Here is a 12,893-nt window from a genome sequence, read left to right as displayed (position 1 = left end):
ATGGCAAAGAAGATCAAAGTTACTCTTATCAGAAGTACGATCGGGCAAAAAAAAGATAAGGTCGCTACGGTGAGGAGTCTCGGCTTAAGAAGAATCAGTTCAAGCGCGATACATGAAGACAATGCCTCTATACGTGGAATGATAGCAAGCGTTTCTCATATAGTAAAAGTTGAAGAGGTGAAATAATGGCGGATTACAATCCTGTTTTGAACGCTCCCGAGGGCGCAAATAAAAAAGATAGAAGAGTCGGCCGAGGTTCATCTTCTGGCCGCGGTACTACGGCAGGGCGCGGCAATAAGGGACAGCAGTCGCGTTCCGGCGGGAAAACCTATATCGGATTTGAAGGCGGCCAAATGCCCTTGTACCGCCGTATCGCTAACAGAGGTTTTTCGAACGCCCTTTTTAAAAAGGAATACGCGGTCTTTAATTTATCGGAAATCGAAGCGAAATACGGCGAAGGCGAAACTGTGAGCAGGGAAACCCTGATCGACAAGGGATTGATCGGAAAATCCGCTTATTCGGTAAAGATCCTCGGCGACGGAGAGCTTACGAAAAAACTTTCGGTTAACGTGGATAAGGTTTCCGCTTCCGCAAAAGCGAAAATTGAAAAAGCCGGCGGAACAGTTACGGTAAAGGATTCAGAGAAAAAATCTGAAGAAAAAAAATAAGCAACGGAGTAACAGATGGCAAGCAGTCCTATTGTAAATATTTTTAAACTTAAAGAATTGCGAAACCGCTTATTCTTTACTTTTATTATCCTTGCTGTTTTCCGCATGGGCAGCGTTCTTACCGTTCCCGGAATCGACGCAGCCGTTCTGCTTCAGTATTTCGATAATTTGGCAACACAGAATAGAAACGCCTTTGCCAGCTATATGGACTTTTTTGTAGGCGGCGCGTTTTCGCGTTTTTCAATATTCATGCTCGGCGTTATGCCTTACATTTCGACGCAGATTATTTTGCAGCTTGCGCTTATTATTTTTCCGTCGTTGAAACGTATGGCGCAGGAAGACGGCGGGCAGCGCCGCGTAGCGTGGTGGACGCGCGTCGGAACCATCGTAGTGTGTCTCATACAGTCGTTCGCCGTAACGGTTTACGCTGACAGCATCCCCGACGCTTGGAGCGGCAGCATACAGATGAAAATGCTCGCTATGCTTACGGTTTCTACGGGAACAATGATAACTATATGGTTGGGCGATCAGATAACGGCGCGCGGCATCGGCAACGGAATTTCGATGTTGCTTTTTGCGGGCATAGTTGCCCGATTGCCTTCTGCGGTTCTGGACTTGGCGCAGATGGTCGGCAACAATGAAATAAATGTCGTCTTTGTCGTGGTCGTCTTTGTCATGTTTATCGGAATTATCGGACTTGTTATTTTTGAAGAACGGGGAGAGAGAAAAATTCCGGTGCACTATGCAAAACGTGTAGTCGGCAGAAAGATGTACGGCGGTCAAAATACGTATATTCCGTTTAAGATTAATCCGTCGAACGTTATTCCCGTAATTTTTGCATCGTCGTTTTTAACATTTCCGCTGCAGATCATATCAAGTATAGGAAGCAACCAGAATTCGGCGCGATGGATAGGAAAGCTTTCAGCTTTTTTAAATCCGGCCGGCTGGTGGTATAATATTCTTATGGTAATCCTTATAGTATTCTTTGCATACTTCTACACTCAGGTATCCCTGAACCCCACTGAAATAGCTAAGAACATTAGGGAAAACGGCGGATCCATTCCCGGTATACGCACCGATAAGACCGAAGAATATTTACAACGGGTGTTGAACCGTTTAGTTCTTCCGGGCTCTTTATTCCTTGCGGCTATAGCCGTATTACCGACGGTCATCCAAAATTTATTCGGATTTCCTCAGTCAATTTCAATGTTGATGGGCGGAACGTCTTTGATAATTATGGTCGGCGTCGACTTGGATACTATGAGTCAGGTGGAAGCTCTTCTTAAGATGCATCATCATGACGGATTGACAAAGAAGGGCAGGATTCGGTCACGAAATCTTTAGGTTTTGTGAGCTTTTTGTAGAATTAAAACGGGAGAAGATCTTTCGGGTGCGACTCATTGCGAGCTGCCTAAGCCCGGTAAGACCGATCCCAAGGGGACTTTATGAAAGTACGAACCAGTGTAAAGCCTATTTGTGACAAATGTAAGGTTATCAAACGCAACGGGATTATCCGTATAATTTGTACAAACCCGAAACACAAACAGAGACAGGGCTGAGAGGAGTAACAGATGGCTCGAATTGCGGGAGTTGACCTCCCAAATAAACATGTCAGGGTCGCTTTGACTTACATTTACGGAATCGGCAGATCGTCGGCAAATGCTATTTGCCAGAAGGCGAAGGTTGATCCCACGGCGATGATCAATGATCTTTCAAACGAGGATCTCGGTAAGATCCGTGAAATTCTTGATAAAGAGTATAAGATTGAAGGTCAGCTTCGCACGGAAATAGGTCTTAACATCAAACGGCTTATGGATATAGGCTGTTATCGCGGACTTCGCCATCGAAGAGGTCTTCCCGTTCGCGGACAGAGAACACGTACGAACGCCCGCACTCGCAAGGGAAAGAAGAAGACTGTTGCAAACAAGAAAAAGGCAGTCTAAGGCGGAGGGTAAATAATTGGCTACTGTAAAGAAAAGAAAAGAAAAAAAGAGCGTTTTTGAAGGTAATGTATATATTCAGGCTTCCTTCAACAATACTATCGTTACTATTACGGACTTACGGGGAAACACACTCGCTTGGTCGTCTTCCGGCGGGCTCGGTTTTCGCGGAGCAAAAAAATCCACTCCGTTTGCGGCTCAGTCCGTTGCGGAAACGGCCGTGCAAAAGGCGGCCAGTTACGGATTGCGTGAAGTTCACGTGTTCGTAAAGGGACCCGGCATGGGACGTGAAAATGCGATCAGGTCTTTAGGTTCTTTGGGGCTTAAGGTAAAATCGATTTCCGACGTAACCCCGATCCCGCATAACGGATGCAGACCGCGCAAGACCCGCCATATGTAACGCATAAAAGCTGCATAGGTGAGTTGTTGAGGAAATCAGGAGCTTAAAAACTCTTGGTTGAAGTAATTTTATAAATTAAAGGAGTCCAGATGGCTCGCAAAAATCTGCTTAAAGGTTTTAAAAAGCCCAAAGGCATTACATTTGAACATCTTGAAGCCAATCCCAATTACGGTAAGTTTATAGCCTATCCTTTTGAAACCGGGTTTGGAACTACGGTGGGCAACACGTTAAGACGCGTATTGCTTTCTTCCATTCAGGGATATGCGATCACTTCCGTAAGGATAACTTCATACGATGCCGACGGTGTTCCTCACGTTATTTCGAGCGAATTTGAAGCTATTCCCAATGTTGAAGAAGACGCTCTTGAGATATTGAACAGCTTAAAACAGATCCATTTAAGGCTTCCCGAGGACATTGAACAGGATACACTGCTGTACGAGTTTACAGGTCCGGGAACGGTAAAAAGCGATGATTTTGCAAAAGAAGGCAGCTTGGAAATCATGTCCAAAGGCCAGCCGATTTTCAAAATGATGGAAGGCGCACGCCTTGATTTTGAAATTCAAGTTGATCTTGGGCGAGGATACGTTCCGGCGGAAGTAAACGAACACTATATTGAAGTCGTCGGCACCATTCCGATGGACGCGATATTTACCCCCGTGCCGAAGGTTAAATACTCGATCGAGCCTTGCCGTGTGGGGCAGCGCAATGATTATGACAAACTTGTCCTGGAGATCTGGACGGACGGAACAATAAAGCCAGAAGACGCTCTTGCCGAAGCCGCAAAGATCGCAAAAGATCATTTTTCGATATTTGTGAACTTTAATGACAGTGAATATTCCGGCGGAGACGATCTTGAAGAAGGAGACGAGCATATTCGCACATTGCTCAACACGCCCGTCGAAGAGCTTGAACTTTCAGTGAGATCTTCCAATTGTCTTAAAAACGCCAATATTCGCACGATCGGAGAATTAACGAAAAAAACGGAAGATGACATTGCGAAGACCCGCAACTTCGGTAAAAAAAGTCTTACCGAGATCAAAGAAAAACTCCACGAATGGAATCTTACGCTCGGCATGACCGATTACAGTCATCTTAAAAATGCCGTCAATCTAACAAAGCAGAAGGAAGAATCAGATGAATCATAAAAACGGTTTTAATCCGCTTTCACGTACGACAGCCCACCGCCGTGCCATGTCACGGAATATGGTAACGTCTCTGTTTAGGTTTGAACGTATTACCACGACGAAGTCGAAAGCTTTGGAAGTACGAAAAGCTGCAGAAAAAATTATCACACGCGGAAAAGAGGACACGGTTCATAACCGCCGTCAGGTTGCGAAATTCGTACAGGATGAAAAGATCCTGAACAAATTGTTTACCGATATAGGTCCGCGAATGAAGGACCGCAACGGCGGATATACTCGAATTTTAAAAATAGGATTCCGCCAAGGCGACGCCGCGGACATGGTCATCCTTGAATTGGTGGACTACAAGCTTGATACTGAAGCCGAAGCTAAAAAAGCCGAAAAAAAGGCCGCCAAGGCTGAAAAAGCTGCCGCACCCGCTGAAAAGACGGGCGACAAGACGGAAGCATCTTCTAAGGCAAAGGCCAAAAAAGAACCGGCTGCAAAAAAAGCCGGCGGCGGATCCGCAGCAGCGGAAAAGAAGGCTGCTCCGAAAGCTAAGGCTCCTAAGGCAGAAAAGAAACCTTCCGACGGGAAAGAGGAAAAGTAAAAGATCTGTGGAAGCATCGATTGATTCGAATGCGGCTTGATCGGTGTTTTTGGTAAAATGGGATTGCCTTAAACGGTATTCCGTAACTTTGAAAATGCGATGTTGTAACTTGCGATAATACGGCGGGTTGCAACCCGCCGGAATCTCGAAAAATCCTAAAGGCGGGTTTCGAGGTTCCCTATTATAAATAAAAAGCGGATTTGTAAATTTACGTTTATGTTCAGCTTTTTATGGGAGTAGAAAATGTCTAAAAATCATCGCGGAAGCGGTTTGCGCGGACAGCCGGCTCACGGAAGAGGGAAATGTCCTGTCTGTCAAAAAGAAAATATAAAAGTTATCTATGAGCAGGAAATTGACGGCAAACAGGTAAAGATCTGCAAATTTTGCAATGCTGCGTTAAAAAATAAAGCGCGTGTAGCCGCTCGCGCGGCAAAACCGGCGGCAGCCGTCGCTGCGGAAGCCGAAGCCGCTCCTGCAGAAGCTCAAGCATAGTTGAACGCATAAAATTTTATCCGCACAAGGCCGCTCTTTAAAAGAACGGCTTTTTTTGTCTTGTTTTGGAACAGCTTAACACATCTTGTTCAGTCTGCTGTCGTCCGGCACTGCACCGCTTGTATGTACTTTATCAGTCTCGGCGCATACGCCGTTGCCGCGCCTTTGACGGCAGCCTTGCATAACTTCAATTTTTTGAATATATTTAAGCGGAGTTAAAACTCTTTGAAATCTCGAAAAGTCGCTAAATGCGAGTTTTTGGGGTGCCGTTAAGCAGAGTTAAAGAAAGAATGAAATCGGAGGTTTTAATATGAAAATAACCGTAAAATTTATAGGCGCGGCATTGTCGGCATATATGATTTTTCTTGCGGCGGGCTGTGCAAAAAAGCAGAGCAGCCAGATAAAGATAGGCGGTATTTTTCCGCTTTCGGGAGGAGTTGCAGTCTACGGCGTTGAATGCAAAAACGGCATTGACCTTGCAATTGAAGAAATAAACGCTTCGGGCGGCGCAAACGGAAAGCAATTTGTTCTTGTAAGCGAAGACGACGAGGGAAATCCCGATAAAACCGTAAATGCTTTTAAAAAGCTTACGACAAAAGATAACGTAAAACTTATAATCGGTTCTTTGACTTCAGGCTGCGCTCAAGCCATCACTACTCTGGCGCAGGCGAGCAAGGTTGTCCAGTTTGCACCGGCTGCTACGTCGCCTGCAATTACTGACGCCGGCGACTATATTTTTAGAGCGTGTTTTATAGATCCTTTCCAGGGAACCGTCGGCGGACGTTTCGTTTCGGAAAATCTCGGCATGAAAAAAGCTGCGGTTTTATATGACGTCGGAAACGATTATTCTGTAGGCCTTACGGATAATTTTATTGCCGCATTTACGGCTAACGGCGGGACCATCGTTGCCAAAGAATCTTACAGCACGGGCGACAAGGATTTTAACGCTCAGCTTACAAAGATAAAAAATGCGAACCCCGAGGTGGTTTATCTTCCGGATTATTACGGAACTGTCTCTCTCATAGCTACGCAGCTTAGGGCTCAGGGAATTAAGGTTCCGATCGTAGGGGCTGACGGCTGGGACGGCTTGACCGGTAATTCCGGCGACGAAGTTTTGAACGGTTTTTATTCAAACCATTATGCACCCGACTCCACTTCTCCGGCCGTTCAGAAATTTGTTGCTTCATTTAAAGCCAAGTACAATAAAGAGCCGAATTCCTTTGCCGCACTCGGATACGACTGCGTTTATATGTTCCGCGATGCAATCGTCAGAGCCGGCAGCGACGATCCGACGGCTGTACGCGACGCTTTAAAAGCTACCGATTCCGACTATGTTACAGGGCGGCTGAGTTTTGATGAAAAACGCAATCCCGTAAAGTCGGCAGTAATGATTGAAATAGTAAAGGGCGCCGACGGTAAACTCATGCCTGCATATAAGGCTACCGTTAACCCGTAATATAAAGCCGCCGCTGAATAAGCGAAGAACCTGTATCCGGTACGGATAAATCTCGTAATAGCGGTTATAAGGGCATCCGCCGTCGACGGCCGATGCCCTTTTTTAGTTATTTACTAAATTACTATGCTTCTATAATATATACGTGTTTGATTGTAACGATCTGTGCCGCGTGACGTAAAAGCTTCGGGCGCCGGATATTTTAGGCGGAGCCCCTGTCTTTGCAATAATGCCGGCAGGAGGATGTGGTGAACACCGGAATTATTTTTTTACAGCAGCTCATAAACGGACTTTCTCTGGGCAGCATTTATGCGCTTATCGCCCTCGGTTACACGATGGTTTACGGAATAGTAAAGCTCATAAATTTTGCGCACGGCGATATTATGATGATAGGCGCTTATACCGGGTATTTTGTCCTTAAGGCGCTGGGCACCAATTCTCAAGGGATGATAGCGGCCTTTGTCGTTTCAATGGCGGTTTGCGCCTTGCTTTCCATTGCCATAGAACGCTTTGCTTACCGACCGCTCCGCACGGCACCCCGTCTTAATTCACTGATCACTGCAATCGGAGTTGAATTGATCCTGCAAAACACTATGCGGGTTTTGCCCTTCGTCGGACCGGATCCGCGACAGTTTCCGACCTTCCCGATCAAAAATTTTAGAATAGGTTCCGTTTCCGTTTCAAATATTCAGCTTGTAGTGATCATATTGAGCGCTTTGCTTATGATAGCGCTCAGTTACATTGTCGACCGAACAAAGACGGGAAAAGCTATGAAGGCCGTCTCGTACGATCTTCAGGCTTCAAGCCTTATGGGTATAAGCGTAAATAATACAATCGCTTTTACCTTTGCCATAGGATCCGTTCTGGCGGCTGCAGGGGGAATTTTATACGCTACGGCTTATCCGCAGATCGATCCGTTTATGGGATACATGCCCGGATTAAAGGCCTTCGTCGCCGCCGTTTTAGGAGGAATCGGATCGATCCCCGGCGCTATGCTCGGCGGCATTATCCTTGGGATAGCGGAAACGCTTACAAAAGGATTTTTGTCGTCGCAGTTTGCGGACGCGATTTCATTTTCAATTTTGATTATCATTCTTTTGGTAAAACCTTCGGGAATTTTGGGCAAGACCGCAAGGGTAAAGGTCTGACGGTTATGATACGCAATTCGGCATTCAGGAGTTTTTATGAAAAATAAGGTAATCCGCAACATGCTTATTCCCGGCGTTTGCGCTGTTTTTGCAGTAGCAGTTCCGGCGGTTTTGATAGAAGTTTCTTTGATAGATGCGTATTCGGCGCAGATTTTGACGCTCGCAGGAATAAACGCGATCATGGCCTTATCCGTGAACATAATATGCGGAATTACGGGGCAGCTTTCGCTGGGGCAGGCAGGTTTTATGGCCATCGGAGCGTATTCTACGATACTTTTTTCTTCCAATATGGGGCTTCCGCTGCCCGTCGGCATTATACTTTCCGGGCTTGTAACGGCTTTTTTTGGTTTTTTGATCGGCTTTCCGACTTTAAAACTTGAAGGCGATTATCTTGCGATAGTCACGCTGGGCTTCGGTGAAATAATCCGCGTTATCTTGGTGAACCTGCGCTCCGTGACGGGAGGGCCTAACGGCAAACAGTTTCCGACGCTGATGACGTTGAATCCTACCGTCGCTTATCTTGTGATAATAGGAAGTCTTGTTTTATTGATAGTTTTACTGCAGAATTTTATACGTTCCACTTACGGCCGCGCGATTCTCGCCGTCCGCGACGACGAAATAGCGGCAAATTCAAGCGGAATCGGAGTTTTTAGATATAAGATGATCGGTTTTGTGATAGCTTCGTTTGTTGCGGGAATAGGCGGCGCCTTGTACGCTCCGTTTATCGGCTTTATTAAGCCGGATATCGCTTCGTTTAACAGGAGCATCGACTATTTGATATTCGTCGTTTTGGGAGGAATGGGATCGACTACGGGAAGCGTTTTATCCGCTTTTGTCCTAACTTCTTTGCAGGAATTTTTGCGCTTTTTGCAGAATTATCGGCTGCTTTTTTATCCCGTGATCTTAATCCTTGTGATGCAGTTCAGGCCGCAGGGACTGTTGGGCACAAAGGAATTTTCATTTGTAAAGCTGTGGGACGACATGCCGCTTTTCAAAAAAAAGATGTCGGCCTTTTTGGGTAAACGGCGCGCAGGATCCGATAATGCCGGAGCAAAAAACGGAGATAAAAGATGAAAGACGAAAAGACGGTTTTACAGGCGTCCGATATATCGATAGTATTCGGCGGGCTTAGAGCGGTAAGCGATTTTTCATGCAAGATCGCTCACGGAGAACTTGTAGGGCTTATAGGTCCGAACGGCGCCGGAAAGACAACCGTGTTCAATATGCTGAGCGGCATTTACCGCCCCACGGAAGGACAGATAACCTTTTGGGACAGAAGCGGTAAGATCAGAATAATAAATAAGTCGCATCCCTATCAGCTTAATAAGATGGGAATGGCGAGAACGTTTCAAAACATAAGGCTCTTTCCGGGCATGAGCGTGGCCGACAATGTGCGAGTAGCGCTGCACTCAAGCAGGTCGGTAAACCCGCTGGACGTACTTATGCGCACGCCGCGTTTTAGGCATGACGAAGAGCTTATGACGGTTCAGGTAAACGATCTTTTAAGCCTTTTTAAGATCGACAATAAAAAAGATGAAACGGCAAAAAACCTGCCGTACGGCGAACAGCGCAAACTTGAAATAGTGAGAGCTCTTGCGTCTAATCCGACATTTCTTTTGCTTGATGAGCCCGCGGCGGGTATGAATCCGCAGGAAACGGCGGAATTGATGAAGCTCATAGCCTTTATACGCAAAAAATTCGATTTGACGATACTTCTTATCGAACACGACATGCGTCTTGTCATGGGAATTTGCGAGCGGATTATGGTTCTTGATTACGGCAGAATCATCGCCGAAGGATTGCCCGAAGAAATAAGGTCGGATCCGCAGGTAATAAAGGCTTATTTGGGACAGGAGGCTCTGGATGCTTGAAGTAAAAGATCTGGAAGTTTCGTACGGAGCGATCAAGGCTATTCGTAAAATTTCTTTTTCCGTGGAAAAGGGAGAAATAATTACTCTTATCGGTTCGAACGGAGCGGGTAAGACCACTACGCTGCACGCCGTTTCCAACATAATAAAAAAGCAGTCAGGAAAAGTTTTTTTTAACGGCGAAGACATCACCGACATGGAAGCCGATAAAATTGTTTTGCGGAATCTGATTCAAGTGCCGGAAGGCAGACGTATCTTTGCAAATCTTACGGTTAAAGAAAATTTGGAATTGGGCGCATATAAGAGGAACGATAAGGCCGGCATAAAGGCGGATATGGAAAAAGTGTTTGAATTTTTTCCGCGCATGAAGGAACGACTAAAACAGGTGTCGGGTACTTTGAGCGGAGGAGAATTGCAGATGTTGGCGATAGGAAGGGCGCTAATGGCCAACCCCATTCTTCTTTTGCTTGACGAACCAAGCATGGGGCTTGCGCCCATCCTCGTAGATGAAATATTTGAAATAATTCAGCGGATCAACAAAGAAGGAACTACGGTTCTTCTTGTAGAACAGAACGCGTTTAAAGCTTTGTCCATAGCGGACAGAGCCTACGTTTTGGAAACCGGGACGATCACTAAAACGGGAGCCGCCGCCGACCTTGCAAAGGATCCGGCCGTAAAAGAAGCGTATTTGGGCGGCTAGGATAATGCTGCGTCTGCAAGATTTACCGTTTGTATTTTACGGCAGCTCGATTGCGCAGTCGATTGTGTGCGCAGACAATTGTGCAGTTGATTGCGTGCGTAGCCGATTGTGCGTGCCGTTGATTATGTGTGCAGTCGATTGTGTGCAAAAATGTGCTATAATGTAGCTTGAAGATTAATTTATCCGGAGGAATTATGAGAGTTAAAGATATAATGACGCGAAACCCGGTTTATATTTCTCCTTCCGTGTCCGTGACGGATGCGAAGGCGCTTATGATGAAGCAAAAGATCAGCAAGTTACCGGTTTTGGACGAATCGAAACGCCTTGTAGGAATTATAACAAAAAATGATTTGAACAGGGCGAGCCCTTCGGCTGCTACGACATTGGACATGTATGAAATAGGCTATTTGCTTTCAAAACTTACGGTTGAAAAAGTCATGCATAAAAATGTCCGCACAGTGTCGGAGGACGAAGTTGTGGAAGAAGCCGCAAGGATAATGATAGACAACGGCATAGGCTGTCTTCCCGTTATGAAGGGAGATCTGCTTGTCGGCATAATAACGGAAAGCGATCTGTTCAATGCGCTCATAAACCTCTTCGGCGTGCGCCAACCCGGCGTGCGCGCAACGTTTATGGTAAGCGACCAGCCCGGGATCCTTGCAAAAATAACGCAGGCTATAGCGGATCTGAACGGAAACATAATTTCGCTGATAACTTGGGAAGGCGACGATCCGGCGCACAGGCGCATAACCATAAAAGCGTCAGGGATAAATCTTTCGCAGTTGGAAAGTATCGGCAGCGTAGTCAACGCCGAACTGAGAAGCATTCGTGAAAACTAGTTAAAAGATCTTCATTTCGTAGATTTTTTTATCGGCCTGTTTTATTTTGTGGGTATTCATAGTATCTTATATATATGTATGTTTCATCGGAAGCGGTCATAAATCAGTTTCTCAGAACTTATCCCTATCCGTTTACAGCCGAAGCGCTTCAGGAATTCCTCATAAAAGGAAAGGGTAAAATAAGCTTAAAGGATTGCAAAGATTATCTTGAAACAAGCCCCTTTGTCTTTGAACTTCACAAAGGCGTTTATATAACAAGGGCGGGCGCTTTTACCGGAAAAAAATTTTCATTCAAGCTTACCCAGGAAGAAATAGACAAAAACATGTTTATTCCGGGGCACAGGTTCATGCCCTTTGCAAATCCTGAAACGCTTTCGTTTTCGCTGAATTTTTTATTTAACGGAGCTTCACTTTACAAAACGTCCAAAGAATTTGACAGTTTTTCGGCCGCTAAATTCTTTTTACTGTTCGGGGAAGAATATGTTAGCCAGTATATAGCAGCCGATCCTGCAAACGGCGATTTGGATATTGCAAGTTTTGACTTTGAATTGCCGCAAAAGGTATGGCTTACGGGAATTTCGTTGGAACCGTTTCAAAAAGCCTGCGGCATTCACTACGGCGACAGAATTCTCTGCGAGCTCATAGACTGGGACGCGGGTACTTTTTCAGTTTCGCCTATGAAAACGGGCGATCACGGCCTTAGGATCCGTAAGGACGACGTAAAAAGGCAGGAATGGTACGATAAACTTGAAAAATATTTTCTCGACGATTTTGACAGTACGGGGCCGCTGAATTCTATTGAAGAGCAGCTGGCTGATGTTTTTTTCAAACACGGCGACGAGCTTTCGTGTGAAGAATGCGGTTCCGTGGAAGAACTTTTACAGAGATCCAAAAAAATCGGCTTTGAAAGCTACGGAGTGGAGTCCAGGCTGTGGCGGACAGGGGAAGACGTTCCGGCGATGGGCGCGTGGAACAGCTCTTTTAAGGAATTGGCGGCGGAGGATTGGCTTCCTTCGATTGATTTTCTCATCGATACTTACATCAAAGATCTTCTGTATCAAAAAAAGAACGATACGATCGGCTTGGAAGAATCGCTTAAAGCTCTTCCCTTTGAAAAAAAGGATATAAGAGATCTAAAACAGCGCATAGAAAACAGAAAAGCTGCGATCTCCGAAAGTTATAATTGGTTTGCAGACTTTGTTACCGGAGCGGTAAGGCACAGCGCGGTTAAATTGTACAGGGAAGCGTGTTCTCTTATGTGCGACATCATGGCGGAAGCTGTGGACTTGGAAAAACTTCCGCAGCAGGAATTGGTGATATTAACACAGCTTTATACTCATCTTCTTCACATGCTTGAATCGCTTGAGATGACGCCCGCCTACATCAATGAAGAATCGGAAGCTATGATGCTTTCGCTTGAAGGAATGGAATTTAATTTTTATGATATAAGGCCTATTATACGGGCCTCCGTTATCGAGCAGAGTAAAAAAGGTTTTAAAATTATAGGGAAGCTCTAAAAACTGCAGTTTTTAGAGTTAACTGCGGCCCTGCGCCGTTAAAATGCGATGTTGTAACTCGCGATAATACAGCGGCTTACAACTCGCCGAAATCCCGAAAAATCGCCTTGAGTGAGTTTTTCGAGATGCCCTATAAA

16 protein-coding genes are annotated in these 12,893 nt (G+C 45.6%); all 16 read left to right on the top strand.

Annotation, left to right across the window (positions count from 1 at the left end):
- On the top strand, window positions 1-186 hold the full coding sequence (gene rpmD / locus HRI96_RS10025) for a 50S ribosomal protein L30 (protein ID WP_210117220.1): 186 nt from the start codon (window positions 1-3) through the stop codon (window positions 184-186).
- On the top strand, window positions 186-668 hold the full coding sequence (gene rplO, locus HRI96_RS10020; RefSeq protein ID WP_210117219.1) for a 50S ribosomal protein L15: 483 nt from the start codon (window positions 186-188) through the stop codon (window positions 666-668). Before rpmD ends, rplO begins: the two co-directional genes overlap by 1 nt.
- Window positions 669-683: 15 nt before the next feature.
- A complete protein-coding gene (gene secY / locus HRI96_RS10015; protein WP_210117218.1) occupies window positions 684-2,012 on the top strand; it encodes a preprotein translocase subunit SecY in 1,329 nt (442 codons plus the stop codon).
- A 101-nt stretch (window positions 2,013-2,113) separates the two neighbouring features.
- Window positions 2,114-2,227 (top strand): 50S ribosomal protein L36, encoded by a 114-nt coding sequence (rpmJ, locus tag HRI96_RS10010; protein WP_081478566.1) that lies wholly within the window; start codon window positions 2,114-2,116, stop codon window positions 2,225-2,227.
- A 12-nt stretch (window positions 2,228-2,239) separates the two neighbouring features.
- Window positions 2,240-2,611 carry a 30S ribosomal protein S13 gene (gene rpsM / locus HRI96_RS10005; RefSeq protein WP_210117217.1) on the top strand — a complete coding sequence of 124 codons (372 nt, stop codon included), beginning with the start codon at window positions 2,240-2,242 and terminating at the stop codon, window positions 2,609-2,611.
- 16 nt (window positions 2,612-2,627) lie between these two features.
- Window positions 2,628-3,008 carry a 30S ribosomal protein S11 gene (gene rpsK / locus HRI96_RS10000; protein ID WP_210117216.1) on the top strand — a complete coding sequence of 127 codons (381 nt, stop codon included), beginning with the start codon at window positions 2,628-2,630 and terminating at the stop codon, window positions 3,006-3,008.
- Window positions 3,009-3,097: 89 nt separating this feature from the next.
- Window positions 3,098-4,153 carry a DNA-directed RNA polymerase subunit alpha gene (locus tag HRI96_RS09995; RefSeq protein WP_210117215.1) on the top strand — a complete coding sequence of 352 codons (1,056 nt, stop codon included), beginning with the start codon at window positions 3,098-3,100 and terminating at the stop codon, window positions 4,151-4,153.
- A complete protein-coding gene (gene rplQ, locus HRI96_RS09990) occupies window positions 4,143-4,739 on the top strand; it encodes a 50S ribosomal protein L17 (RefSeq protein WP_210117214.1) in 597 nt (198 codons plus the stop codon). The genes HRI96_RS09995 and rplQ overlap by 11 nt, the downstream gene beginning before the upstream one ends.
- 243 nt (window positions 4,740-4,982) lie before the next feature.
- A complete protein-coding gene (locus HRI96_RS09985) occupies window positions 4,983-5,231 on the top strand; it encodes a hypothetical protein (RefSeq protein ID WP_210117213.1) in 249 nt (82 codons plus the stop codon).
- A gap of 310 nt (window positions 5,232-5,541) precedes the next feature.
- Window positions 5,542-6,687 (top strand): ABC transporter substrate-binding protein, encoded by a 1,146-nt coding sequence (locus HRI96_RS09980; RefSeq protein WP_210117212.1) that lies wholly within the window; start codon window positions 5,542-5,544, stop codon window positions 6,685-6,687.
- 245 nt (window positions 6,688-6,932) lie between these two features.
- Window positions 6,933-7,832: a branched-chain amino acid ABC transporter permease gene (locus HRI96_RS09975; protein ID WP_210117211.1), complete on the top strand. Its 900-nt coding sequence runs from the start codon at window positions 6,933-6,935 to the stop codon at window positions 7,830-7,832.
- A gap of 36 nt (window positions 7,833-7,868) precedes the next feature.
- Window positions 7,869-8,906, top strand: a complete 1,038-nt coding sequence (locus HRI96_RS09970) for a branched-chain amino acid ABC transporter permease (protein WP_210117210.1) — start codon at window positions 7,869-7,871, stop codon at window positions 8,904-8,906.
- The gene (locus HRI96_RS09965) at window positions 8,903-9,703 is read left to right on the top strand and encodes an ABC transporter ATP-binding protein (protein ID WP_210117209.1); all 801 of its coding nucleotides are present in this window, start codon (window positions 8,903-8,905) and stop codon (window positions 9,701-9,703) included. The genes HRI96_RS09970 and HRI96_RS09965 overlap by 4 nt, the downstream gene beginning before the upstream one ends.
- On the top strand, window positions 9,696-10,400 hold the full coding sequence (locus tag HRI96_RS09960) for an ABC transporter ATP-binding protein (RefSeq protein WP_210117208.1): 705 nt from the start codon (window positions 9,696-9,698) through the stop codon (window positions 10,398-10,400). Before HRI96_RS09965 ends, HRI96_RS09960 begins: the two co-directional genes overlap by 8 nt.
- 194 nt (window positions 10,401-10,594) lie before the next feature.
- Entirely contained in the window at window positions 10,595-11,239 is a 645-nt protein-coding gene (locus HRI96_RS09955; protein WP_210117207.1) for a CBS domain-containing protein, read from the top strand.
- Between the two features lie 74 nt (window positions 11,240-11,313).
- Window positions 11,314-12,756, top strand: a complete 1,443-nt coding sequence (locus HRI96_RS09950) for a hypothetical protein (protein WP_210117206.1) — start codon at window positions 11,314-11,316, stop codon at window positions 12,754-12,756.
- The last annotated feature ends 137 nt before the right edge of the window (window positions 12,757-12,893 follow it).

Origin of the sequence: Treponema parvum, from assembly GCF_017893945.1 — a bacterium.
GTDB classification, from domain to species: Bacteria; Spirochaetota; Spirochaetia; order Treponematales; family Treponemataceae; genus Treponema_D; species Treponema_D parvum_A.
The sequence above is the reverse complement of the archived record's forward strand: the minus strand, read 5'-3'. Positions and strand labels throughout refer to the sequence as shown.